The following is a 23,808-nucleotide window of genomic DNA, read 5'->3' as shown; positions in this document are numbered from 1 at the left end:
TAATTATAGTCTGTGGATTATCTTATTTTATCAACAAAAAGTAAATCCCGATCTCTCAAGATCTCTGAGATCAAAAATATAACCATATGTATTTTAAAGGTTTTTGTTTTAGATCAAAATGCACTATTACTCACATTTCTTACTCTAAAAAAAGCGCAAAAATTGCTTGATCTTTCGTTATTTACTTGGCTCAACTTTACTGTTTTGTGGATAACATTTGTCTTCCTTCCCTGTTATTCACAAATTTGATAAAACAAAATTAGCTATTTCGATAATAAATACTAAAAACTGTTCATTTATTCTTCCCAAAACCCATATTAGACATTGACACAAGGCCCCGAGATCTCTAGAATTCAGCGTCCTTTTTCGATGGGCTTTTCTGGTGATTACACCACATTGTTTTAGCAATAAAATAGTGTGTTACCAAAAAACGCCTATGTTTGTAACTAAATATAAGTGAGACTTTGGTCATGAAAAGAACATTTCAACCGAGCAATCTTAAGCGTAAGCGTTCTCACGGTTTCCGTGCTCGTATGGCGACTAAAAATGGTCGTAAAGTACTAGCAGCTCGCCGTGCAAAAGGCCGCGCACGTCTTTCTGCTTAATTAGAAAGACGCCAAAAGTGGGCGAAAATAATTTTTCAAGGGAGTTGCGTCTGTTGACTCCCTCCCACTTTACTTATGTGTTTGATAACGCAACTCCTGCTGTATCCCCCTCTTTTACAATCCTAGCTAGAAAGAATTCTCACGATAATCCGCGACTAGGCATTACTATTGCCAAAAAACGCGTCCGCAAAGCCCATGACAGAAATAGGCTCAAGCGTATAGTGAGAGAAAGCTTTCGACTTAAACAACATCATTTGCCAAACGTTGATATTATAGTTATTGGTAAATCGGGTGCCGACAATCTTAGCAACGAAGAAGTATTTTCGACTTTAGAGAAGCTATGGAAAAAATTGAACAAGCGTTGCGGAAACTCTTAATTGCAGTTCCACTAGCATTGATAAAATTTTATCAATGGTTTATTTCGCCTGTTTTAGGCCAACGATGTCGTTTCCATCCGTCTTGTTCTTGGTATGCTATCGATGCATTAAAAACACACGGATTAGTAAAAGGCGGTTGGTTATCTATTAAACGCATATTAAAATGTCATCCTTTGCATGCCGGTGGTTACGATCCGGTGCCAGAAAAACAACAAAATAAACACTCAAAATAAAGAGACCTATATGGAATCGCAACGCAGTTTTCTGATAATTGGCTTAGCGCTAGTTAGCTTTTTGCTTTGGCAACAATGGCAGAAAGATTATGGGCCACAGCCTGTAAAGCCCGCTCAACAAGAGCAGACACAGCAGGCTAATCAAGGTGTACCATCATTTGATGATACCCAAAGTGAAGATGTACCTAGCAGTGATAGTGTACCTGCAGCTCAAACTGCTGCTGTAACGCAAAATACCAGCCGTACCATTGAAGTCAAAACAGATACGCTTGATGTACGTATTGATTTACTCGGCGGTGATGTTATCTCTGCAGACCTTATCAAGTTTCCTGTAACTCAGGGTTCTGATGAGCCTTACAGTTTATTGCGTTCTGGTATGGGGCTGTACGTAGCGCAAAGTGGATTGATAGGAAAACAGGGCCCAGATGCAAGCGCTACAGGACGCCCTGTTTACAAAGCTCAGCAATCAGAATATCAATTAAGTGACGATACGCTTGTTGTTCCCTTAACGTGGAAAAATGACAAGGGACTGACGATTACCAAAACCTTTACGTTTACTAAAGACCGGTATGATGTAGACGTGAGTTATCGAGTTGAGAATGCCACAGGTTCTGTTGCCAACGTTCAACCTTACGCACAATTGAAGCAGGTAATGGACTTTGAAGACGACGGTAATATGTTTATGCCCACCTACCGCGGCGCGGCGTTTTCTACTGAAGATGACAGATATGACAAATACTCGTTTGATGAAATAGAAGATGAAAATCTTCGCAAAACCACCAAAGCAGGCTGGGTTGGCATGTTGGAACATTACTTTGTTTCAGCGTGGGTTCCTTCACAAGAACAAACGAATACACTGTATTCTCGCAACATTAAGAATCAATACGCTGTAATTGGTGTGTTATCACCTGCAGAAACCGTGAATGCCGGTGAAACCAAAACAATCTCCTCTACCCTTTATATGGGTCCTAAAGATCAGGAGCGACTTGCGAAGATTGCTCGAGGTTTAGACCTTACTGTGGATTACGGCATTCTGTTTTGGATATCTCAGCCGTTATTTGCCTTGCTAACCTTCTTGCATAGTCTGGTTAATAACTGGGGTGTCGCCATTATTTTAATCACTATAGTGGTTAAGGGCGCAATGTATTGGCTAACGAAGAAACAATACGAGTCTATGGCTCGCATGCGTAACCTTGCGCCTAAAATGCAGCAACTTAAAGACCGCTTTGGTGATGATAGACAAAAGATGTCTCAAGCCATGATGGAGTTATATCGCAAAGAGAAAGTGAACCCTATGGGCGGCTGCTTACCTTTGCTACTGCAAATGCCTATTTTCTTAGCGCTTTACTGGGTACTAATGGAAAGTGTTGAACTACGCCACGCAGACTTTGTACTGTGGATTACCGATTTATCAACAAAAGACCCATACTTCGTACTGCCAATATTAACAGGCGCAAGTATGTATTTACTGCAAAAGCTGCAACCCACAACCATTACCGACCCTATGCAACAAAAAATTATGCAATGGATGCCGGTAATGATGAGTGTGTTCTTCTTATGGTTCCCTGCAGGTTTGGTATTATACTGGCTGATAAGTAACGTAATCACACTTGTTCAAGCCAAAATGATCTATGCTTCCATGGAGAAGCGGGGCATAAGCAATAAGTAAACTATTGTTTGTTTAATTACACAGCCCGCCTAAGCGGGCTGTTTTGTCTAGAGAGGAATTTACTGTGCCATCATTCGATATTGTTTCAGAAATAAATATGGAAGAAGTTCGCAACGCGACTGAAAATGCCAGCAGAGAGCTGTCTACACGATTTGATTTTCGCGGCATTGAAGCTAGCTTTGAGTACAAAGAAAAGACGGTTGTTATGAAAGCCGAGGCAGAATTTCAGCTTCAACAAATGGAAAGTATGTTTAGAACCGCATGTTCAAAACGCAACGTCGACACTTCTTCTATCGACGTAAAACCCTTTGATGCACACGGCAAAACGTATCGCCAGACAATTGCGTTTAAAGAAGGTATCGAGCAACCGATGGCAAAGAAAATCGTTAAGCTTATCAAAGATGCGAAACTGAAAGTTCAAACTGCTATCCAAGGCGAAGAGTTGCGAGTAACAGGCAAGAAACGCGATGACCTTCAACAGGCGATGGCATTGGTTAAAGGTGCTGATCTCGGTCAACCTTTCCAATTTAAAAACTTCCGCGATTAGTTATGGAATCACTCACCCTAGCCACAGATACAATTATTGCCCAAGCAACAGCGCCAGGGAGAGGCGGTGTGGGCATTGTTAGAGTATCGGGCCCAAAAGCAAAGGTTATTGCAGAAGCCTTAGTGCCCTGTGAGCTATCGCCTAGGCAAGCTACTTATACCTCTTTTGTTAATGATCAGAAGCAGATTATTGACCAGGGTATCGCACTGTTTTTTAAAGGCCCTAACTCGTTTACTGGCGAAGACGTACTTGAGCTTCAAGGGCATGGCGGTCAGGTTGTCATGGATATGCTAATTAACGCTGTGTTAGCTACAGGACACGCGCGGTTGGCCAACCCCGGAGAATTTAGCGAACAGGCATTTCTCAATGACAAACTTGACCTAGCGCAAGCCGAAGCTATTGCAGATCTAATTGATGCAAGTTCCCAGCAAGCTGCACGCAGTGCGTTACGTTCTTTACAGGGTGAGTTTTCAACCCAGATTCAAACTCTATCTGACAAAATAATTCATCTTCGCATGTATGTTGAGGCCGCTATCGACTTTCCCGAGGAAGAGATAGACTTTTTGTCTGATGGAAAAGTGTCTGGCGACCTTAGCGAAATCGTAAGGCACCTTGAGCAGGTGCGCGAACAAGCAAAGCAAGGCAGCTTGTTGCGTGAAGGAATGCAGGTGGTTATTGCCGGTAGGCCTAACGCAGGCAAATCGAGCTTACTCAACGCCCTTGCAGGCAGAGAACGTGCCATAGTGACAGACATTGCTGGCACGACAAGAGATGTATTGAAAGAGCACATCCATATAGACGGTATGCCTGTTCATATTATCGATACAGCAGGTCTTAGAGAAAGCCCAGACAAAGTAGAGCAAATTGGTATTGAGCGAGCTTGGCAAGCAATAGGCGAAGCCGACCACGTGTTATTTGTTGTCGACTCAACAGAAACATCTGTTATAGACCCCTTCGATATTTGGCCAGAATTTATGCAGCGTCTGCCTGAAGGAATTCCGGTGACAGTAGTGAGAAATAAAGCCGATTTAAGTACGCTCGATGTTGGGCAGAGTCATGTCACTACGAAACAAGGTGATATCTCTGTTATCAATTTGTCTGCTAAACACGGTGATGGTGTAGACACGTTAAAGACACATTTAGCAAAAACGATGGGCTTTGACACTACCACAGAAGGACAATTTATTGCCCGGCGCAGACATATTGAGGCCCTCGACCAAGCAAATTTTCATGTCACTACCGGCGAGCAGCAGCTTCATGATGCCATGGCAGGAGAACTGCTAGCAGAGGAATTGCGATTGGCTCACCAGGCGCTTTGTGAGATTACAGGAGAATTTACCTCCGACGATCTTCTCGGGAAAATATTCTCTTCTTTTTGTATTGGTAAATAATTGATGAACAAACATTTTGAAATAATTGTCGGCACAATGTTAGGTGCATCAGAGTATGTGGCCGACGTATTAGCTGAAAAGTTACAAGCCAAGGGATACACTCACACTATCCACCTGGAACCTGATTTTCAGAGCATAGCAGCATCGACAAACTGGGTGGTATGCACATCAACCCATGGTGCTGGAGACTTACCTGATAATATTCAACCTTTTGCCGAACAGATAAAGAATGCAGATTTGTCATCGACCAAAGCGTTCGTCATAGGATTAGGTGACACCAGTTACGATACCTTTTGCTTTGGTGCCAAAACCATGGAAACGCTTATCACACAAAACGGCGGTTCACTGACTATTCCCGCACTTCATATAGATGTACTAGAGCACCCTATCCCAGAAGATATTGCCGGTGAATGGTTTGAAGACGCGCTAGAAAAAATATGAGCAAAGCACTTACGCAAGCAGAGCAAACCGTATTGCAGTCGCCTATATCGAATGACTGCCGCGTACTCTATTTGCTAGGGCTACGTATAAACGCAAATACAGCGACAACGTCTTCTGCGCCCGTGGATTACAAAGCCCTGTTAGCGTTGCTTAATGCCGATAGCAAAGAGCCTCACTACTTAAGAGGCAGACAAATAAACAGCTTGATTAAGCAGCTTGAACAAGTAGGGTTGGTAACCCTCCCCCTTGATATCGATCTTGATAGAAGCATTAATGGCAAAACCCTATTATTACCTTTATTAAGTGAGCCGGTGTCGGATTTTGACGTACTCCATAAGCAACACACCGCCATGACGGCAGACTGGAAACCAAATGCTCCGCTTTTCAAAGAAATAGCCAACTTACTTGGCATTATTGACAAGACCTTTGATGACAACGATATTGGAGAATTCGTAGCCTACTGGCTAGGACGACCGAGCTCTGTATTCAGTGAGTTTCAGTGGACGCAAAAATTCGCCAATAATATTAAGCGTAAACGCCTCGCTTCAGGGTACAGTTCCAGTAAAGTTATAGGCACTCAACAAGTGAAAGTTGCAGCGGGCATAGAAGCAGATGATAATGCTAAGAAGCTAGTAGCAAAATACGCCTCATCAAAGAAGAGTTAAATTACTATGGATCGCATTACTGATAAAATTGCAAATTTAGCCAAAGCGTTGAATAAGCCCGTCGATCCTAACAACGAATATATCGACTATAAAACCCTACGCAAGCAATACGAGGCTCAAGCTAACGCAGAGATCTCGCAATTACAGCAACGAAGTAAAAAAGCCCGTGTAGAAGCCATACATGGACGTTCCGATCTCAATCCTAAGTGGACGTTCTCTAACTTGGTTGAAGACAGTGACGATGTGATTGAAGCCGTCTCGATAGCACAATCCTTTATTGCAGCCCATGATGATCCAGCGTGGCGCCAAAGCGGCTCACACATGATGATTTTTTACGGCGATTACGGGCGCGGTAAGTCACATATCGCAGGTGCAATTGCGCATCAACTCATAGAACAGTACGAAATATCCGTACTCTATCGACAGCTTTCAACTATCTTAGAAATGCGTAATTTCTCGTTCGATTTTTCTGCCTCAGATAATGCGGGACAGCGGTTTAGAGAGATTAATCATGAGTTGCTCACCGTAGATCTATTAATCCTCGATGAGGTTTGTGTAAACGAAAGTATCTTGAAAAAGAACGCCCAAAGCTGGTTTGGTAATCTTTTACGACAACGTTTGGTCAACAAAAAGAATTGTATTCTTATCACCAACCACAATCTTGCCGAGTTGGAGAATGCACTTGGACGCTACTGTTATGAATCTATAAGGGAATACGACACCTACAAGGTTCGTTTCCAAGGCCCCAGCAGGCGCGGTGTGCTATCTGCAGATCAAGAAGAGGAAAGCTCTTCTGCACCACCAAGGTATCAACCAAACCAAGTGAGATAGCTAAAAACGTAATCAGTAGGTAATCAAATGGTACCTAAAAACACAAAAAAGTTTGTGACACAAACGACGGATACAAGGCAATAAAGACAGTTCTTTATTGCCTTTTTTTATATTTTGGACAAATTGCAGTCAGAAAAAAACCAAATAATTTTAAACTTTCATTTTTTTAGTGCCAGTCACGATCGATTGATCAGGCGATCAATTTTGATATTGTGGAAAGATCTCCTCCACAGGCAGATCTGCTTGTAATCCCTGATATACCTAGATCATGCGATCTAAAAATTGAAATAACAAACATTTTATCCCCAACTGGATCACACCTTGATCAGCCCTGTGGATAGGATCCTACAAAGCCCTGTGCATAAGCTCTGATCACAAAAAGAATAACTTTTTCAAAAATTGCCGATGTGGATAACTAGGGTGTTTATACACAAGATCAATAGGGGGTTGTATAGCTGTGTTTCCCAAAGTTATTGATCGCGTAAGACGATGATCTCAATGCACTTTGATCGGTTACCCACAGATCTTGCCGATCCTAATAAAAGTAAATATAAAACAGATCTAAAAGAGATCTTAAGATCATTAAAGCCGATCAAGCTTTTTTAGACACAGCTTTTGAGGAAAATTTAATCATTTTCTTTAGCCAATAAGTCAGCTAAAATACGCGCCCTTTTTTCGGCAAATGCTGAAACAAAGATTTTGGTTTTTCGATAGTTTTTTAGTGAGGTTTAATCCATGTTTTATGCTCAAGCATTTGATGTCATCGTAGTTGGTGGTGGTCATGCAGGCACCGAAGCTGCTCTTGCTGCTGCTCGCATGGGATCAAGCACGTTGTTGTTGACTCACAATATTGAAACTATTGGTCAGATGTCATGCAATCCCGCGATTGGTGGAATTGGCAAAGGACATTTGGTGAAAGAAATTGATGCCTTAGGTGGTGCGATGGCACTTGCTACAGACCAGGGTGGAATTCAATTTAGAACCTTAAATTCGAGTAAGGGACCTGCTGTACGCGCCACTCGTGCACAAGCGGATCGAACCTTGTACAAAAATGCGATCCGAAACATCGTTGAAAACCAACCAAACCTCACTTTGTTTCAACAAAGCGTAGATGATCTGATTGTAGAAAGCGACCGTGTCACCGGTGTCGTTACCCAAATGGGGCTCAAATTCAAAGCACAAAGCGTTGTGCTAACTGTTGGTACGTTTTTAGGCGGCACCATACACATTGGATTGGAAAACTATCGTGGTGGTCGCGCAGGCGATCCTCCGTCTATTGCATTGGCAGACCGACTACGTGCATTACCTTTTCGCGTCGATCGCTTAAAAACAGGTACACCTGCAAGACTAGATGCTCGTTCTCTAGATTTTTCTGTGATGCAGGCACAACCCGGCGATAATCCAACACCTGTCGTATCGTTTATGGGAAGCCGTGAAATGCATCCCACGCAAATACCTTGTTACATTACGCATACCAATGAGGAAACCCACGATATTATTCGCAGCGGGTTAGATCGGTCGCCAATGTTCACTGGTGTAATTGAGGGTATTGGTCCGCGTTATTGTCCGAGTATTGAAGATAAGATTACTCGTTTTGCAGACAAAAATGCGCACCAAATTTTTGTAGAACCCGAGGGACTTAACAGTATTGAAGTGTATCCTAACGGCATTTCTACAAGCTTGCCTTTTGATATTCAAATGGCGCTGGTTCGCTCGATCAAAGGGTTTGAAAATGCTCACATAGTTCGTCCGGGCTATGCCATCGAATATGACTTTTTCGATCCTAGGGATCTCAAGCAAACGTTAGAAACCAAATTTATCGACGGCTTATTTTTCGCAGGTCAAATAAATGGAACCACAGGCTACGAAGAGGCTGGTGCCCAAGGTCTTGTTGCAGGTGCTAATGCTTCATTACAAGTTCAACAAAAAGATCCGCTCATTTTGCGTAGAGACCAAGCTTACATGGGCGTGCTAATTGACGACTTAGCGACAATGGGCACGAAAGAACCCTACCGCATGTTTACAAGTCGTGCTGAATACCGCTTGTTGCTACGAGAGGACAATGCCGATAGCAGGCTAACTGCTAGGGGACGAGAAATTGGACTAGTTGACGATGCTCGTTGGGCAAAATTCAACGAGAAAATGGAAGCGGTTGAAATGGAAACGCAACGCATGCGTTCGCAGTGGATCCACAAAGATCATGCTGCAACTCCACAGCTGAATACGAAATTAAAAACGCCTGTGAGTCGCGAGCATTCGCTAGAAGAAATTATTCGTCGACCTGAAATGACTTACTCTGCACTGATGGAAATCGATGTTATCGGTCCAGGTCTCAGTGATCCCATTGCGGCTGAGCAAGTGGAAATACAAATAAAGTATGCAGGCTATATTGCAAGGCAGATGGATGAAATTGCAAAATCACAGCGTCATGAAAGCACATTGCTACCTAAGGATTTGGACTTCAGTAAAATTTCCGGGCTTAGCAATGAAGTTGTGATGAAGTTAACCGAAGCTCGACCCGAAACAATTGGTAAAGCGTCTCGGATATCTGGTATCACGCCCGCCGCAATTTCCCTGCTTTTGGTCTACCTCAAAAAGCATGGCATGCTTAGAAAACACGAAAAAATCAGCGCGTAGCTTCCATTATTTTCAATACAGAATTTTTTTGATGACAACACAGCAAGAACTGCATTCAATACTGGCCTCGGGATTAGAGGCCTTATCACTTGATTTAACGAATGACCAAAAACAACAGCTTGTTGAATTTGTTCTTCTCATCGATAAATGGAATAAAGCTTACAACCTAACCTCCATAAGATGCCCTAAGCAAATGATGGTTAAGCATATACTAGATTCGCTGGCCATCGTTCCGCATTTAACGGGTGACAATATCATTGATGTTGGCACAGGTCCGGGGCTACCAGGAATGCCGCTGGCGATTGCTTTCCCCGATAAAACATTTACGTTGCTAGATAGTTTGGGCAAACGCGTGCGCTTTATGACACAATGCGTGCATACGCTCAAGCTTACCAATGTAACACCTGTCAACAGTCGTGTAGAAAACCATGTCGGCGAAAAGCCATACGATATTGTGCTTAGTCGTGCATTTGCGTCGTTAAAAGATATGTTGCACTGGTGTGAGCATCTGGTAGATTCAGATGGGCAGTTTTTAGCACTTAAAGGTCAGTTCCCTCAAAAAGAAATTGATGAAGTAAGTGATCACTTTCTTGTTAGTGATATAAAAAACATCACTGTTCCCAATTTAGATGGGGAAAGACATTTAGTTTGGCTAAGCAAAACACAGCAACGTTAAAACAGGATTTAGTGTGGCAAAGGTAATCGCAATCGCGAATCAAAAAGGCGGTGTGGGGAAGACGACCACAGCGGTAAATGTTGCGGCATCAATGGCCGCCACAAAGCGAAAAGTATTGCTTATCGATCTTGACCCTCAAGGAAATGCAACTATGGGTAGTGGTGTCGACAAGTACGAAGTCGATGCTACAGCCTTTGAGTTGCTTATCGAAGAAAAGCCCATCGATGAGGTCATCGTTAAAAATACATCGGGTAAATACGATCTCATTGCGGCAAATGGCGACGTAACAGCGGCTGAAATTAAGCTGATGGAAATGTTTGCCAGAGAAGTACGCCTTCGTAACTCACTGAAACCTGTTATCGATTATTATGATTTTATTTTTATCGACTGCCCGCCATCACTTAACCAACTTACTGTTAACGCATTAGCGGCGTCAGATTCAGTGATGGTTCCCATGCAATGCGAATATTACGCCCTTGAGGGGTTAACGGCACTGATGGATACCATTCAAAAACTTGCGTCTGTCGTTAATCCTGAATTGAAGATTGAAGGCGTTTTGCGTACTATGTACGACCCTCGAAATCGCCTTGCTAACGATGTTTCAGAGCAGTTAAAGCGTCATTTTGGTGAGCAGGTGTATCGCACAGTGATACCAAGGAATGTTCGCCTTGCTGAAGCTCCAAGTTTTGGAACGCCAGCAATGTATTACGATAAGTCGTCCACCGGCGCTAAAGCCTATTTAGCCCTAGCCGGTGAAATTCTGCGACGCAGGGATAAAACTTCGCCTTCTCAGGCAAAAGCGAGTTAAACAAAAATAAGCTGCTACCTATCAGCACATGCCATAGAGGACACTATGTCAGCACGTAAAAGAGGCCTTGGCCGAGGGTTAGACGCGCTTCTTGCTACTAGCCAATCATCGTCTCAAAGAGAACAAGATGCCGCAGAAGTAGTATCAACGAATGGGGAGTTAAGTAAACTTCCCATCGAGTTTTTGGTTCCGGGAAAATATCAGCCTCGTAAAGACATGTCTCCTGATGCATTAGAGGAGCTAGCATCTTCTATTCGCGCACAGGGTATTATTCAACCGATAGTGGTTCGCAAAGTCGACGAGAATCGTTTCGAAATTATTGCCGGAGAGCGACGCTGGCGAGCATCTCAATTAGCTCAGCTTGATGAAGTTCCGTGTTTAATTAAAAACGTACCCGACGAAGCTGCCGTTGCCATTGCACTGATTGAGAATATTCAGCGTGAAGATTTAAACGCAATGGAAGAAGCGCAAGCGCTAGACCGCCTAATGAGTGAGTTTTCGTTAACCCATCAAGAAGTTGCTGAAGCGGTAGGTAAGTCGCGTACTACGGTGACCAACCTACTACGCTTGAATAATCTTAACGACGATGTAAAAACCTTAGTTGAGCATGGCGACATTGAAATGGGTCATGCAAGAGCACTTCTTGCATTAGAGGGAGAGACTCAGTCTGAAACTGCTCAAATTGTTTCAGGAAAAGGATTGACCGTTCGCGATACTGAAAAGCTGGTGAAGAAACTACTTGAGCCCGCAGAACCTAAGCCAGAGAAGAAAATTGATCCCGATGTTCAAAACCTTATGACGCGACTTTCAGAAAATTTAGGTGCGCAGGTAGATATTAGTCATAATGCGAAAGGCAAAGGAAAATTGACAATAAGCTTTAGTGACTTAGAACAATTAGATGGAATAATATCTAAAATTCAATAGGTTAAAATTTTAAATTGGGTTGCGTAAAAGAACATATCCGTTCGATAAGCAGGGTTTCTTAGTCACATCGGACACTCTCCTTTCCGGTTATAGCAATAGGAAATTTTCAGAATAACTTTCAAAAAGCGTTGTACTGTTGAAAATTGTCGGTAAAACAGTATACTTCTGACGCTTTTTGTAAGACGTGAACAAGCAGCGAGATGGCGTGACAAACAAGTTAGCGAAACGAGGGTTGACCCTCGCCAAAAAAGGGCTACTTTTTCAGATTGTCACCGCCGCGATAATTGTTGCTGTTGCCGCGCTAATCGGCGGAGCTATATCGGCTTTATCGGCCGCGACGGGTGCCTTAATCAGTATCCTGCCGAAAATTGTTTTTACCGCATTTGCATTTAGGTATGCCGGAGCGAGTAAAAATGAACTTGTTGCGCGAAGTTTTAGCCAAGGTTCAAAAATGAAATTGGCACTGACAATCGTTTTGTTTGTCATTGCGTTTAGATTTATACACGTTATGCCACTTGTTTTATTTATGGCATTTGTGATTACTACCGTCAGCCATGCGCTGGCGATGTTTCATTACGGTACGAAAGAATAACGACGAAGAATAATATCGACCGACTGAAGCATTAAACAAATTACTAAATTTTTACACTTTACAACTTGGGTTAAACAATGGCATCTGAATACACTACCTCAGAATACATCAAGCACCACTTGACCAATGCCACCATGTGCTCTACTGACAATGGAATCGCTTTTAATAAAGCGTGTTCTGATGCTGGTTTTTGGGCATGGCATGTCGATACACTGGCATGGTCAATCGGACTTGGTTTACTTTTTCTAATTATCTTTAGAAGCGTTGCGTCAAAAGCAACCACTGGCGTACCTGGCAAAATGCAGGCTTTCGTTGAGCTGGTTGTCGAGTTCGTTGATGACAATGTGAAAAGCACCTTCCATGGACGTAGTGCACTTATTGCACCTCTTGCGCTCACTATTTTCGTTTGGGTTTTATTGATGAACCTAATGGATTTAGTCCCTGTTGACCTTATCCCTTGGGTATCTGGTTTAATCGGGCAAGCGGCATTTGGTATGGATCCTCACGACGTTTATAACAAAGCAGTGCCAACCACTGATTTGAACCTTACCTTTGCTCTAGCAACAGGTGTATTCATCCTAATCTTGTTCTATTCAATCAAGATGAAGGGAATCGGCGGTTTTATGAAAGAGCTTACTATGCAGCCTTTCGGACACCCTGCATTTATCCCTATTAACTTTATTCTTGAGACAGTGACACTCTTAGCGCGTCCGTTATCACTTGCGCTTCGTTTGTTCGGTAACCTTTATGCCAGTGAGCTTATCTTTATTTTGATAGCCACTATCGGTTACTTCCAGCTTCCACTACATTTTATGTGGGCTGTGTTCCATATTTTGGTACTTCCACTACAAGCGTTTATTTTCATGATGTTGACCATCGTGTACTTAAGCTTGGCGTGTGAAGAACATTAAGCATTAACGCGCGCTGATTAAACCTGGAAAATTGGCGCCGTTTTTACAGAGTTTTACTTTTAACTTTAAATTTAACTTAAAATCGGAGACGTAAATGTTATACATCGCTGCTGCACTACTGATTGGTCTTGGTGCCCTAGGTACCGCTATTGGTTTCGGTCTACTTGGTGGCAAATTCCTAGAATCTGCTGCTCGTCAACCTGAACTAGCACCTCAACTACAAGTTAAGATGTTCATCGTAGCGGGTCTTATCGATGCCATCGCAATGATCGGTGTTGGTATCGCTCTATACCTATTGTTCGCTGTTGGTGCCTAATTCTTTTAACCACTTTTTTAGCGAACTTTAAGAGGAGGGGCGATTGTGAATTTTAACGCCACTTTTATAGGTCAATTAATCGCCTTCGCTGTGTTCGTGGTGTTCTGCATGAAATACGTGTGGCCACCGCTGATTGCAGCGATTGAAGAGCGTCAGAAGAAAATAGCCGATGGGCTTGAAGCTTCTGAGCGCGCAGAGAAAGACTTAGAGCTTGCTCAAGCGAAAGCTACTGAGCAAATGAAAGACGCGAAAGCGCAAGCAGCTGAAATTATCGAGCAGGCCAAGAAGCGCGCCAACCAATTGGTTGACGAAGAAACGCAGAAAGGCCATGCAGAACGCGAGAAAATTATCGCGTCTGGTTATGCCGAAGTTGAAGCTGAACGCAATCGTGCCAAAGAAGATTTGCGCAAGCAAGTTGCTGCCCTAGCAGTGGCTGGCGCACAGCAAATCTTACAACGTGAAATCGATGCTAACGCACAAAACGACATTGTTGAAAAACTTGTCGCTGAGCTTTAAGGAGAAGATGAGCCATGTCTGAATTGACAACCGTCGCTCGTCCTTACGCTAAAGCCGCTTTCGATTTTGCCGTCGAGAAAAACGCTGTTGCAAAATGGCAGGAAATGCTCACCTTCGCAGGTGCAGTTGCTGACAACGAAGAAATGCATGAGTTATTAACTGGTGCCGTTGCAGCAGACACATTGTCGGACATTTTTGTCAATGTCTGCGGTGAGCAACTCGATGAACACGGCCAAAACTTAGTAAAAGTGTTGGCTGAGAATAAACGTTTAGCCGCGTTGCCTGAAATATCTACGTTGTTTGATGCTTTTAAAGCGGACTATGACAAAGAGATAGAAGTTGACGTAACGTCAGCCTCGGCGCTGACCGACGCACAACAATCTGATCTGATTGCGTCGTTGGAAAAACGTTTGGCACGTAAAGTGAAGCTTAATTGTAACGTGGACCCTGCCCTGATCGCTGGAATGGTAATAAATGCCGGTGATACAGTTATTGATGGTTCCGTAAAGTCGAAATTGAACCGTCTAGCAGACGCGTTGCAAGCATAACGGGGATAAGAGCATGCAACTTAATTCCACTGAAATTGCTGAACTGATCAAGAAAAGAATTGAACAGTTCAATGTAAGCAGTGAAGCACGCAATGAAGGTACTATCGTCGCAGTAACCGACGGTATTATTCGTATTCATGGCCTTGCTGATGTAATGCAAGGTGAGATGATCGAGCTTCCTGGAAGCCGCTACGCAATGGCACTTAACCTTGAGCGAGACTCAGTAGGTGCAGTTGTTATGGGTCCTTATGCGGACCTTAAAGAAGGCGATAAAGTACAATCTTCGGGTCGTATTCTTGAAGTACCAGTTGGTTATTCATTACTAGGTCGTGTTGTTAACACGCTTGGTGAGCCAATTGATGGAAAAGGTGCTATTGACGCTGCTGGTTTTGAACCAGTTGAAAAGATTGCACCAGGCGTAATCGACCGTCAACCAGTAGACCAGCCAATTCAAACAGGTTACAAATCTGTTGATGCAATGGTACCAGTAGGTCGTGGTCAGCGTGAGTTGATCATCGGTGACCGTCAGTGCGGTAAAACTGCAATGGCAATCGATGCAATCATCAATCAAAAAGGTACAGGCGTTAAATGTGTGTACGTAGCGATTGGTCAAAAAGCATCTACGATTGCAAACGTTGTACGCAAACTAGAAGAACACGGAGCGTTAGAGCACACAATTATTGTTGCTGCTTCTGCCTCTGAATCTGCTGCGCTTCAATACCTAGCGCCGTACTCTGGTTGTACAATGGGTGAGTTTTTCCGTGACCACGGTGAAGATGCATTAATCGTATACGATGATTTGTCTAAGCAAGCTGTTGCGTATCGTCAAATCTCGTTGCTACTTAAGCGTCCACCAGGTCGTGAAGCCTATCCAGGTGATGTTTTCTACCTTCACTCGCGCTTACTAGAGCGTGCTGCACGTGTTAACGATCAGTACGTAGAGCGTTTCACCAAAGGTGAAGTGAAAGGTAAAACTGGTTCACTTACTGCGCTTCCAATTATTGAAACGCAAGCTGGTGACGTATCTGCATTCGTACCTACTAACGTAATCTCGATTACTGATGGTCAGATCTTCCTAGAAACTGACTTATTTAACTCGGGTATCCGTCCAGCCGTTAACGCGGGTGTATCGGTATCACGTGTTGGTGGTGCTGCACAGACTAAAATCATCAAGAAACTAGGCGGTGGTATTCGTCTAGCACTAGCTCAGTATCGTGAACTTGCGGCGTTCTCGCAGTTTGCATCTGATCTTGATGACGCGACTCGTGAGCAACTTGAGCACGGTGAGCGCGTAACAGAACTGATGAAGCAAAAGCAGTATGCTCCACTTTCAATTGCTGATATGGGAGCATCTCTGTTCGCGGTAGAAAAAGGGTTTTTAAAAGGTGTTGAGCTAGACAAAATCTTGGATTTTGAAGCATCTCTTCACTCATATTTGAACAGCGAACACGCTGACCTTATGAAGACTATCAACGAAACAGGTAACTACAACGACGAGATTGCTTCTAAGTTGAATGACGCTTTAACAAGTTTTAAAGCGACGCAAACTTGGTAATCAATGCAGCCGGTAGCGTTTAGCGACAATACCGGCAACACGTTGAGTAATCGGAGAGATAGTCATGGCCAGCGGTAAAGAGATAAAAGGTAAGATTGGGAGTATTAAGAATACTCAAAAAATTACCAGTGCGATGGAAATGGTTGCTGCGTCTAAAATGAAAAAGGCGCAGGAACGTATGGCTACCGGCCGTCCATACGCACAAAACATGCTAAAAGTGATTGGTCACATTGCTAACGGTAATCTTGAATATCGCCATCCTTATTTGGAAGAGCGTGAAATCAAGCGTGTTGGTTATATTGTGGTTTCCACTGACCGAGGCTTATGTGGTGGTTTAAACACCAACGAATTTAAGCTTGTCGCTCAGAACGTTAAACAATGGCGTGATCAGGGTGTTGAAGTAGATTTCGCTGCATTAGGTGCTAAGGCTTGTAGTTTCTTCAACCGTTTTGGTGGCAGTTTACTTGCTGCTGAATCAGGATTGGGTGATAAGCCTTCTGTGAGTGATGTAGTGGGTGTTGTTCGCGTTATGTTAAAAGCATACGACGAAGGTAAATTAGACCGAGTTTTCTTGGTTTATAACGACTTCGTTAACACCATGACACAGAAACCTGTGAGCAATCAGTTATTGCCTTTGCCAAAGTCACAAGACGAAGAATATCAACATCGTTGGGACTACATCTACGAGCCGGATCCAAAAGAAATTTTGGAATCATTGATGGTTCGTTACATTGAGTCTCAGGTGTACCAGGGTGTTGTAGAAAACGCAGCGTCAGAACAAGCTGCGCGAATGGTTGCCATGAAGGCAGCAACCGACAATGCCGGCGATCTTATTGATGATCTGCAACTGGTATATAACAAAGCGCGTCAGGCTGCAATCACACAAGAAATTAGTGAGATTGTGAGCGGTGCCGCAGCGGTGTAGGCAAAGGTTTAAAAGAGATAACGAGGACAAATTATGAGTCAAGGTAAGGTCGTCCAAATCATTGGCGCCGTTGTGGATATTGAATTTCCACAAGACGCGGTTCCAAGAGTTTATGACGCACTACGAGTTACCGAAGGTGACTTATCAGGGTTAACCCTGGAAGTGCAACAGCAGTTAGGTGGCGGTGTTGTTCGTGGCATCGCACTTGGTACAACTGATGGACTACGTCGTGGTCTTTCAGTAGAAAACACAGGTGGCCCAATTATGGTTCCAGTGGGTACGGCTACATTAGGTCGTATCATGGACGTGTTGGGTAACCCAATCGACGAAGCGGGTCCTATTGGTGAAGAAGAGCGTATGTCTATTCACCGTGAAGCACCTAGCTACGAAGATCAATCTAGCTCAGTAGAAATACTTGAGACTGGTATCAAAGTAATCGACTTGGTTTGCCCGTTCGCTAAAGGTGGTAAAGTTGGTTTGTTCGGTGGTGCCGGTGTTGGTAAAACCGTTAACATGATGGAGCTTATCCGTAACATCGCAATCGAGCACAGTGGTTTCTCTGTATTCGCCGGTGTTGGTGAGCGTACTCGTGAAGGTAACGATTTCTATCATGAAATGAACGACTCTAACGTACTTGATAAAGTATCGTTGGTTTACGGTCAGATGAACGAGCCTCCAGGTAACCGTCTTCGCGTAGCACTTACTGGTCTAACTATGGCCGAGAAGTTCCGTGATGAAGGTCGTGACGTACTGTTCTTCGTAGATAACATCTATCGTTACACACTAGCAGGTACTGAGGTATCAGCACTTCTAGGTCGTATGCCTTCTGCGGTAGGTTATCAGCCTACACTTGCGGAAGAGATGGGTGTTCTTCAAGAGCGTATTACATCAACGAAGACAGGTTCAATCACTTCAATCCAAGCGGTATATGTACCTGCGGATGACTTGACTGACCCCTCTCCTGCAACAACCTTTGCTCACTTAGATGCAACCGTTGTACTTTCTCGTGATATCGCGTCTCTTGGTATCTACCCTGCGGTAGACCCACTAGATTCAACATCTCGCCAGCTTGATCCACTTGTTATTGGTCAAGAGCACTATGATGTTGCACGTGGTGTACAGACTGTACTTCAGCGCTACAAAGAGTTGAAAGACATTATTGCTATTCTGGGTATGGACGAACTATCTGAGGAAGACAAGCTAGTGGTATCACGAGCTCGTAAGATTCAGCGTTTCCTATCTCAGCCGTTCTTCGTAGCTGAAGTATTTACAGGTTCTCCAGGTAAGTATGTATCTCTTAAAGACACTATCAGTGGATTTAAAGGTATCTTGGATGGTGAGTATGACGATCTTCCAGAGCAAGCATTCTACATGGTTGGCTCTATCGAAGAAGCGCGAGAGAAAGCCAATAAAGCATAATTAAGCGGCCGGCAAACGCTGGCCCTTAGTAATGTTAACGTACCTAATCAGGAGGTTCACATGGCAATGACAGTACATTTGGACGTAGTAAGTGCAGAAAAAGAAATATTTTCTGGTCTTGTAGAAACGATTCAAGTGACAGGTAGCGAAGGTGAATTGGGTATCCACCCAGGACATGCGCCGCTTATCTCTGCTATTAAACCTGGTATGGTGCGTTTGGTTAAACAGTTCGGTGAAGAAGAAGTAATCTATGTTGCTGGTGGTGTACTAGAAGTACAGCCTGGCAATGTCACCGTACTGGCTGATACCGCGGTTCGAGCCGAAGATCTTGACGAGCAGGCAGCAGAAGAAGCCAAACGACGTGCAGAAGAGCACATCGCCAACCCAGGCGCTGACTTCGATTATGCAGAGGCAGCTCACCAGCTAGCTGAAGCAATCGCGCAACTTCGTCTTATTCAGAAGTTACGCAAATAAGCGAGCAGTTATTATTAAAAAACCCGCCGTTTGGCGGGTTTTTTGTTGCCTATTCCCTTACACTGTCGTTATTTTGTAGGCTATACCATGCGTTCATATTTTTAGCCTAAAGCTTAACATTTCAGATAATGTCTTAAAATGAAATTCAATTTACCCTTTAAAAACGAAAACAATTCCTACGTAGGATTAACGCCGTTTTTAACTACAGTCCTTCTGCTATTAATACATTTTTCTACGGGGGCTTTGGATTGGCCTGAAAAGGGAGATATTCGAGCGCAAAGAGACTTTAATTCCGCGATAGGAATGTCGGTAATAACAGGCTATTTTTGGTTTGCTATGCGCTTGATGCATCAGAATGTGGCAAACACACTAACTTATGTTTTGCTGAAGTCTAATCAGCTTAATGAATTTGGCGCACATCGCAAAAACTTAGCATTACAATTAAATCGACAAATATTTAATGCGATGATTATTTCGATCATCATTACCATTGCCTATTGTATCTCGGAAGGACTGATCTCTACACAACAGGAAGTACATGTGCTGCTGCTGACTGCGACAGCAGTTCCATTTTGGTTTATTGCTTTTTTGTTTATCTTTCAAATATATTCTACAACTGCTTATCTTACTAACCAAGTGCTAACAAAAACAGACTTTGGTTACGATAGATTACGTTCCATAGTCACTATCCTGCGGCATAGTATAAGCAATAGCATTTTCGCTATGGGAGCGTTAGCAATATTTCCTGTGTTTTGGCTCAAGAAAGAGATACCAAGCTTAGATGTATTGGGCGTCACCTTCTTTACAGGTTTCATTTCTTTGTATTTGTTCTTCCCAGTTATAAAGCTCAATAAAAAGTTGAAAGAAGAAAAGTGTAAAACCTTGGAAGATATTGAGTCTGAAATAAACTCGGATATAAGGCGTTATGCTAAAAATGACAAACAAGTAACGGGAGCGTCTATTGAAGCGCTAGAAAGTGAAAGAGAAGAAATACTTAAATTAACCTATACGCTCTCTTCAAAAGATAAAGTGAGAGTTGCTGCCTGTATCGCTATTATTCCAGTATCTTGGTTGGTTTTATTTGTCACCGAGTGGATGATTGAGCTTATAAATCGCTAAGCTCTTAAAGCCGTTCAAACGCTAAGTTGCCTTTTCCCGCGTTCATTCTCGTATTTGCATGCTCTATAGGCTCAGTGACAGAGGGTTCAATATTTCCGACGATGAGATAAAGGCCCTTGCCATTGCTGCTGCAAAGCATTTTGTGCGTTATACAGAGCGCTAACGTCTGTCCCGAGTACATTCGACAGTGTATATGCTACCGCTTCTAAGGTTGAAAGCGCATTATTGATTGTAGTGTGACGAATAGCATAGTTCGACTGAGGTGCATGCTTAAAATGATAACTGGGAAGGGTTTTAAGCCAGTTATTTTGTTGAATAACACCATATGCCTGTTTCCAGCTACCATCAATGAACACGAGGTTGTGTAAACTCTGAATGGGAGTTGCTAACCCTCCCTCTAAAGGTTCGCTGACATCATTTGGGTAAATGAGAGCTGAATTTGTTGGAAGGCAGTTTTCACGCAGGGTGTTAATGGCCTTTTCATCATTGGTGCTAATGATAGTGGCATTTGGTATACATAATGCTACAAGGCGGGCCGTGTTCTTTGCATGATCTTTTTCTTTTGGATGTTGCAATATCACAATTTCTACGGGCACTAAAACTTCATCTATTGCACTACAAAGGCATGTTGATGTTGGATAATGGCAGATAGCACAGTATGGCCGGGTATTGTGTATGGGCATAAACTTTAGATGTTTTAAAAAAGATATTTCACGCCAACAGACTACACTGAAATAAGCGCGGTTGAGACTCACTTATAATATTATGGCAGATATAAATACTGTAAAATATAGGCTAGCAAAAACGCTGGCGTTAGTTCCAGAGGGTAATGTTGTTAGCTATGGTCAACTGGCAGACTTATGCGGCTTTCCAGGCCGAGCCAGGATGGTTGGAAAGTGCCTCAAAATACTTGGGGACACGCACAACTGGCATCGAGTAGTAAGAGCTGACGGTAAAATAGCGTTTCCAAAAACATCGGAGCAAGGCATAGAGCAAATAGCACGTCTTCGAAACGAGGGTGTGGCTATAAAAAGTGAACGCGTACGAATTAAAGATGTAGGCTGGCAGCCTGACTTGTATATCATACTTCGCGAATTAAAATATTAGTGACACTAGAGCTTTATAAAACATTACCAATACCACAAGAGCAGTACATAACGAATGTTAAAACGAATTAGTATTGATGCACTGAAACCAGGCATGTTTGTTCATAAAATACTCGAGCAAAAAGGTGCATTGGAGATAAAAAACCAAGGTAAAGTGACGTCACAAAAAGTGATAGACCTGTTGAAAAAACAGGGCGTAAAAGTCCTTGCTATTGATACTGATAAAGCATTTGAACCTGTAGGTGCTAGCGATGGAAAAATACTAAGCGAATCCGATAGGCCTGAAAAAGTAACGGCTAAAAAGAAGCCGAAAACGGTGAAGGTATCCCTTGAGAGTGAGTTAACAAAAGCGACTAAGCTGCACGCTCAGGGCAAAGAAATACAAAAGCTGCTTCTCGATAATGTAAAAAAAGAGACGCCTTTTGATGCCAGTATTCCCAAAGAGTTTTCCAATAAGCTTGTTGCGTCTGTTGACCGCAACCCAGACGCTTTGCTGTGCCTAACTAAAATTAGAGAGAAAGACGATTACTTGCTAGAACACTCCCTCAACGTGGCTATATTATTAGCTAACTTTGCCACGTTTTTAGGCCTGCCTGAGGAGAAAGTTCAGGAGCTATCGTACACTGGCTTTCTTCACGATTTAGGCAAAATTAATATTCCTGATGAAATTCTTCATAAGCCCGGACGACTTACAGATCCCGAAATGGAAATTATGAAGAGCCACGTAAAGCATGGCGTTGATTATCTGCTAAATACTGACGTTGCAAAGCCGCTTATTCAGGCTATTAGCGAACACCACGAGCGCTTAGACGGATTAGGGTATCCAGCAGGGAAAAAAGGCGATGAGATAAGCACAGAAGGTCGCATGCTTGCTATTGCGGATATGTATGACGCACTAACTGCAGATCGTGTGTATAAAGCAGGCATGTCTAGCCAGAAAGCGTTTTCTATATTGATGAATGAAGCGCCTACCCGTCTAGATGTCGTTTTGGTTCAGCAATTTATAAAATGTTTAGGTGTTTATCCTGTTGGTAGCCTAGTGTTGCTGTCAAACGAGAGATTGGCAATGGTGCTTAAACAAAACAATTCACCATTCTCACCCATAGTAAAAGTATTCTACTCAGTGAAAGGTAATCACTACTTAACGCCAAAAGACATCGACTTATCGGGCGATAAAGCTCTTAAAATTGATAAGGCGGTTATTGCTTCAGATTACGGTATAGATGTTAACGCCTTTTTTGAGCGTTCTGTTTCAATAGGCTAAAACCTCTTTATTCTCTTAAACTGTCGTTTTAATTTACGTTTTACATTTACGCCTAAATACCTAGTTCTTTTTATTTGAGAGCCTTTGAGCAAAGGATCTTGGCAAATAACCTTAGCAAATAGCCTTGTCACTTATTGAAGACAGTCGGTAGCAAATCTGTATAAAAAGAGCGTGTAGAGATTACAAATCTCTCTATAGGAAAAGCGCTATTTCCAAAACTTAGCAGCGTCATTTCTTTGGTTAATACTGTGTTCAGCTTAAACCAATTATTCTGTGCCTAACCCTTTAAACCAATACGTTGAATAGAAAATTGAAGAGAGGTTCAGCGGAAGGCTAAACTGGATATTCATTAAACTAAGCGTTATGGAACATTTATTGCTCGACTACAGTTGATATGTTTATTACTGATTAGATAAAAAATGACGTGATTGAGTCTTAAGTTGAATCATCACTATTTTATCAAAAGAAATTTAGCCTAGAATATAGGTAATTTATTGGCACTTGTTGTTTGTACCTCATAAAGGTAAAAGCAGGTGTTTAAAGCAAAGAAGAGGACGCTATGAAAAAAACACTAGCTGTAAGTTTAATCGCTGCATCACTTACTGTGGCAGGCTGTGCGAATAACCCAAACAATACGCAAAAGGGTGCTGCAATAGGCGCTGTTTTAGGTGCAGTACTAGGTAAAGCAACTGGCGATCATGACAAAAGTCGCTACGCTTGGGGTGCAGCGGTAGGTGCAATTGCTGGTGGCGCGATTGGTGGCTACATGGATAAGCAAGAAGAAGCGCTTCGCAGCGAGTTATCTGATACCGGCGTGCAAGTGGTTCGAGAAGGCGATAACCTTCGTCTTATCATGCCTGGCGACATCACATTTGCTACGGATAGTGCGAGTATTAGTCCAAACTTTAATCCAGTTTTGCAAGATGTTGCCAAAGTAATTAATAACTACGAAAAAACCGTCCTTATGATTAAAGGCCATACCGACGATGTTGGCGCTGAGCAATATAATCAAACACTGTCTGAACGAAGAGCCAGTGCGGTGAAAAATCAGCTTATTAACTTTTCTGTGAATTCAACTCGCATTACTACCGTAGGCATGGGCGAGTATTCACCAAAGGTACCTAATAATAGCGCCGCTAACCGTTCTATGAATCGTCGCGTGGAGATGGAAATTCAACCATTAACGTCGTCTAACACCTAAAGAAGAGCGCTAGTTGTTAAAAAGAACTCTTTAATTGAGCCCTAAAATAGAGTCGCTA

General features: G+C 42.9%; 27 protein-coding genes. 26 read left to right on the top strand and 1 reads right to left on the bottom strand.

Annotation, left to right across the window (positions count from 1 at the left end; translation table 11 throughout):
* Nucleotides 1-470 precede the first annotated feature (470 nt).
* The 23 genes from rpmH (at nucleotide 471) to BM528_RS18200 (ending at nucleotide 20,179) form a co-directional block, all read left to right on the top strand.
* Nucleotides 471-605: a 50S ribosomal protein L34 gene (gene rpmH, locus BM528_RS18310; protein ID WP_014290886.1), complete on the top strand. Its 135-nt coding sequence runs from the start codon at nucleotides 471-473 to the stop codon at nucleotides 603-605.
* 17 nt (nucleotides 606-622) lie between these two features.
* A complete protein-coding gene (gene rnpA / locus BM528_RS18305; RefSeq protein ID WP_071981070.1) occupies nucleotides 623-982 on the top strand; it encodes a ribonuclease P protein component in 360 nt (119 codons plus the stop codon).
* Entirely contained in the window at nucleotides 967-1,215 is a 249-nt protein-coding gene (gene yidD, locus BM528_RS18300) for a membrane protein insertion efficiency factor YidD (RefSeq protein WP_203565682.1), read from the top strand. The genes rnpA and yidD overlap by 16 nt, the downstream gene beginning before the upstream one ends.
* Before the next feature lie 10 nt (nucleotides 1,216-1,225).
* Nucleotides 1,226-2,884, top strand: coding sequence for a membrane protein insertase YidC (yidC, locus tag BM528_RS18295; protein WP_071981068.1), 1,659 nt, complete (start codon nucleotides 1,226-1,228; stop codon nucleotides 2,882-2,884).
* A 64-nt stretch (nucleotides 2,885-2,948) separates the two neighbouring features.
* Nucleotides 2,949-3,431: a YajQ family cyclic di-GMP-binding protein gene (locus tag BM528_RS18290; protein ID WP_071981067.1), complete on the top strand. Its 483-nt coding sequence runs from the start codon at nucleotides 2,949-2,951 to the stop codon at nucleotides 3,429-3,431.
* A 2-nt stretch (nucleotides 3,432-3,433) separates the two neighbouring features.
* Nucleotides 3,434-4,822, top strand: a complete 1,389-nt coding sequence (gene mnmE, locus BM528_RS18285) for a tRNA uridine-5-carboxymethylaminomethyl(34) synthesis GTPase MnmE (RefSeq protein WP_071981066.1) — start codon at nucleotides 3,434-3,436, stop codon at nucleotides 4,820-4,822.
* Nucleotides 4,823-4,825: 3 nt separating this feature from the next.
* Complete coding sequence (gene mioC / locus BM528_RS18280) at nucleotides 4,826-5,263, top strand: FMN-binding protein MioC (RefSeq protein WP_071981065.1); 438 nt, start codon at nucleotides 4,826-4,828, stop codon at nucleotides 5,261-5,263.
* A complete protein-coding gene (locus BM528_RS18275; protein ID WP_071981064.1) occupies nucleotides 5,260-5,928 on the top strand; it encodes a DnaT-like ssDNA-binding domain-containing protein in 669 nt (222 codons plus the stop codon). Before mioC ends, BM528_RS18275 begins: the two co-directional genes overlap by 4 nt.
* A gap of 6 nt (nucleotides 5,929-5,934) precedes the next feature.
* Nucleotides 5,935-6,759, top strand: coding sequence for an ATP-binding protein (locus BM528_RS18270; RefSeq protein ID WP_071981063.1), 825 nt, complete (start codon nucleotides 5,935-5,937; stop codon nucleotides 6,757-6,759).
* 735 nt (nucleotides 6,760-7,494) lie between these two features.
* Nucleotides 7,495-9,396, top strand: a complete 1,902-nt coding sequence (mnmG, locus tag BM528_RS18265) for a tRNA uridine-5-carboxymethylaminomethyl(34) synthesis enzyme MnmG (protein ID WP_071981062.1) — start codon at nucleotides 7,495-7,497, stop codon at nucleotides 9,394-9,396.
* 31 nt (nucleotides 9,397-9,427) lie between these two features.
* Nucleotides 9,428-10,072 carry a 16S rRNA (guanine(527)-N(7))-methyltransferase RsmG gene (gene rsmG, locus BM528_RS18260; RefSeq protein ID WP_071981061.1) on the top strand — a complete coding sequence of 215 codons (645 nt, stop codon included), beginning with the start codon at nucleotides 9,428-9,430 and terminating at the stop codon, nucleotides 10,070-10,072.
* Nucleotides 10,073-10,085: 13 nt separating this feature from the next.
* Nucleotides 10,086-10,880 carry a ParA family protein gene (locus tag BM528_RS18255; RefSeq protein WP_032095243.1) on the top strand — a complete coding sequence of 265 codons (795 nt, stop codon included), beginning with the start codon at nucleotides 10,086-10,088 and terminating at the stop codon, nucleotides 10,878-10,880.
* A 45-nt stretch (nucleotides 10,881-10,925) separates the two neighbouring features.
* A complete protein-coding gene (locus BM528_RS18250) occupies nucleotides 10,926-11,804 on the top strand; it encodes a ParB/RepB/Spo0J family partition protein (RefSeq protein WP_071981060.1) in 879 nt (292 codons plus the stop codon).
* 205 nt (nucleotides 11,805-12,009) lie between these two features.
* A complete protein-coding gene (locus tag BM528_RS18245; protein ID WP_071981414.1) occupies nucleotides 12,010-12,396 on the top strand; it encodes an ATP synthase subunit I in 387 nt (128 codons plus the stop codon).
* A gap of 77 nt (nucleotides 12,397-12,473) precedes the next feature.
* Nucleotides 12,474-13,307, top strand: a complete 834-nt coding sequence (gene atpB, locus BM528_RS18240) for a F0F1 ATP synthase subunit A (protein WP_032095246.1) — start codon at nucleotides 12,474-12,476, stop codon at nucleotides 13,305-13,307.
* Nucleotides 13,308-13,401: 94 nt separating this feature from the next.
* Nucleotides 13,402-13,623, top strand: coding sequence for a F0F1 ATP synthase subunit C (gene atpE, locus BM528_RS18235; protein WP_032095247.1), 222 nt, complete (start codon nucleotides 13,402-13,404; stop codon nucleotides 13,621-13,623).
* 45 nt (nucleotides 13,624-13,668) lie between these two features.
* Entirely contained in the window at nucleotides 13,669-14,139 is a 471-nt protein-coding gene (gene atpF / locus BM528_RS18230) for a F0F1 ATP synthase subunit B (protein ID WP_071981059.1), read from the top strand.
* A 14-nt stretch (nucleotides 14,140-14,153) separates the two neighbouring features.
* Nucleotides 14,154-14,687, top strand: a complete 534-nt coding sequence (atpH, locus tag BM528_RS18225) for a F0F1 ATP synthase subunit delta (RefSeq protein ID WP_071981058.1) — start codon at nucleotides 14,154-14,156, stop codon at nucleotides 14,685-14,687.
* A gap of 13 nt (nucleotides 14,688-14,700) precedes the next feature.
* Nucleotides 14,701-16,242: a F0F1 ATP synthase subunit alpha gene (atpA, locus tag BM528_RS18220; protein ID WP_071981057.1), complete on the top strand. Its 1,542-nt coding sequence runs from the start codon at nucleotides 14,701-14,703 to the stop codon at nucleotides 16,240-16,242.
* Nucleotides 16,243-16,306: 64 nt separating this feature from the next.
* Nucleotides 16,307-17,167, top strand: coding sequence for a F0F1 ATP synthase subunit gamma (atpG, locus tag BM528_RS18215; RefSeq protein WP_071981056.1), 861 nt, complete (start codon nucleotides 16,307-16,309; stop codon nucleotides 17,165-17,167).
* Nucleotides 17,168-17,200: 33 nt separating this feature from the next.
* Nucleotides 17,201-18,586 (top strand): F0F1 ATP synthase subunit beta, encoded by a 1,386-nt coding sequence (gene atpD, locus BM528_RS18210; protein WP_071981055.1) that lies wholly within the window; start codon nucleotides 17,201-17,203, stop codon nucleotides 18,584-18,586.
* 60 nt (nucleotides 18,587-18,646) lie between these two features.
* Nucleotides 18,647-19,060, top strand: coding sequence for a F0F1 ATP synthase subunit epsilon (locus BM528_RS18205; RefSeq protein WP_071981054.1), 414 nt, complete (start codon nucleotides 18,647-18,649; stop codon nucleotides 19,058-19,060).
* 138 nt (nucleotides 19,061-19,198) lie between these two features.
* Nucleotides 19,199-20,179, top strand: coding sequence for a hypothetical protein (locus tag BM528_RS18200; RefSeq protein ID WP_071981053.1), 981 nt, complete (start codon nucleotides 19,199-19,201; stop codon nucleotides 20,177-20,179).
* Between the two features lie 86 nt (nucleotides 20,180-20,265).
* On the opposite strand, the gene BM528_RS18195 is transcribed toward BM528_RS18200, so the two are convergent.
* Nucleotides 20,266-20,862, bottom strand: a complete 597-nt coding sequence (locus BM528_RS18195; protein WP_071981052.1) for a tRNA-uridine aminocarboxypropyltransferase — start codon at nucleotides 20,860-20,862, stop codon at nucleotides 20,266-20,268.
* 82 nt (nucleotides 20,863-20,944) lie between these two features.
* Between BM528_RS18195 and BM528_RS18190 the strand changes: the two genes are divergently transcribed.
* From BM528_RS18190 to BM528_RS18180, 3 genes are all read left to right on the top strand, one after another.
* Nucleotides 20,945-21,286, top strand: coding sequence for an MGMT family protein (locus BM528_RS18190; protein ID WP_071981051.1), 342 nt, complete (start codon nucleotides 20,945-20,947; stop codon nucleotides 21,284-21,286).
* Nucleotides 21,287-21,340: 54 nt separating this feature from the next.
* Nucleotides 21,341-22,549 (top strand): HD-GYP domain-containing protein, encoded by a 1,209-nt coding sequence (locus BM528_RS18185; protein WP_071981050.1) that lies wholly within the window; start codon nucleotides 21,341-21,343, stop codon nucleotides 22,547-22,549.
* Nucleotides 22,550-23,108: 559 nt separating this feature from the next.
* The gene (locus BM528_RS18180; RefSeq protein WP_071981049.1) at nucleotides 23,109-23,750 is read left to right on the top strand and encodes an OmpA family protein; all 642 of its coding nucleotides are present in this window, start codon (nucleotides 23,109-23,111) and stop codon (nucleotides 23,748-23,750) included.
* The last annotated feature ends 58 nt before the right edge of the window (nucleotides 23,751-23,808 follow it).

The organism is Alteromonas sp. RW2A1, from assembly GCF_001886475.1.
In the GTDB taxonomy this organism is placed as follows: Bacteria; Pseudomonadota; Gammaproteobacteria; order Enterobacterales; family Alteromonadaceae; genus Alteromonas; species Alteromonas hispanica.
The sequence above is the reverse complement of the archived record's forward strand: the minus strand, read 5'-3'. Positions and strand labels throughout refer to the sequence as shown.

Excerpts from the sequence above, each read along its gene's own strand:
- rpmH (WP_014290886.1), top strand. The coding sequence starts at position 471 with ATGAAAAGAACATTTCAACCGAGCAATCTTAAGCGTAAGCGTTCTCAC.
- yidC (WP_071981068.1), top strand. The coding sequence starts at position 1,226 with ATGGAATCGCAACGCAGTTTTCTGATAATTGGCTTAGCGCTAGTTAGC.
- mnmE (WP_071981066.1), top strand. The coding sequence starts at position 3,434 with ATGGAATCACTCACCCTAGCCACAGATACAATTATTGCCCAAGCAACA.
- mioC (WP_071981065.1), top strand. The coding sequence starts at position 4,826 with ATGAACAAACATTTTGAAATAATTGTCGGCACAATGTTAGGTGCATCA.
- BM528_RS18275 (WP_071981064.1), top strand. The coding sequence starts at position 5,260 with ATGAGCAAAGCACTTACGCAAGCAGAGCAAACCGTATTGCAGTCGCCT.
- BM528_RS18270 (WP_071981063.1), top strand. The coding sequence starts at position 5,935 with ATGGATCGCATTACTGATAAAATTGCAAATTTAGCCAAAGCGTTGAAT.
- mnmG (WP_071981062.1), top strand. The coding sequence starts at position 7,495 with ATGTTTTATGCTCAAGCATTTGATGTCATCGTAGTTGGTGGTGGTCAT.
- rsmG (WP_071981061.1), top strand. The coding sequence starts at position 9,428 with ATGACAACACAGCAAGAACTGCATTCAATACTGGCCTCGGGATTAGAG.
- BM528_RS18250 (WP_071981060.1), top strand. The coding sequence starts at position 10,926 with ATGTCAGCACGTAAAAGAGGCCTTGGCCGAGGGTTAGACGCGCTTCTT.
- atpB (WP_032095246.1), top strand. The coding sequence starts at position 12,474 with ATGGCATCTGAATACACTACCTCAGAATACATCAAGCACCACTTGACC.
- atpE (WP_032095247.1), top strand. The coding sequence starts at position 13,402 with ATGTTATACATCGCTGCTGCACTACTGATTGGTCTTGGTGCCCTAGGT.
- atpH (WP_071981058.1), top strand. The coding sequence starts at position 14,154 with ATGTCTGAATTGACAACCGTCGCTCGTCCTTACGCTAAAGCCGCTTTC.
- atpA (WP_071981057.1), top strand. The coding sequence starts at position 14,701 with ATGCAACTTAATTCCACTGAAATTGCTGAACTGATCAAGAAAAGAATT.
- atpG (WP_071981056.1), top strand. The coding sequence starts at position 16,307 with ATGGCCAGCGGTAAAGAGATAAAAGGTAAGATTGGGAGTATTAAGAAT.
- atpD (WP_071981055.1), top strand. The coding sequence starts at position 17,201 with ATGAGTCAAGGTAAGGTCGTCCAAATCATTGGCGCCGTTGTGGATATT.
- BM528_RS18205 (WP_071981054.1), top strand. The coding sequence starts at position 18,647 with ATGGCAATGACAGTACATTTGGACGTAGTAAGTGCAGAAAAAGAAATA.
- BM528_RS18200 (WP_071981053.1), top strand. The coding sequence starts at position 19,199 with ATGAAATTCAATTTACCCTTTAAAAACGAAAACAATTCCTACGTAGGA.
- BM528_RS18195 (WP_071981052.1), bottom strand. The coding sequence starts at position 20,862 with ATGCCCATACACAATACCCGGCCATACTGTGCTATCTGCCATTATCCA.
- BM528_RS18190 (WP_071981051.1), top strand. The coding sequence starts at position 20,945 with ATGGCAGATATAAATACTGTAAAATATAGGCTAGCAAAAACGCTGGCG.
- BM528_RS18185 (WP_071981050.1), top strand. The coding sequence starts at position 21,341 with ATGTTAAAACGAATTAGTATTGATGCACTGAAACCAGGCATGTTTGTT.
- BM528_RS18180 (WP_071981049.1), top strand. The coding sequence starts at position 23,109 with ATGAAAAAAACACTAGCTGTAAGTTTAATCGCTGCATCACTTACTGTG.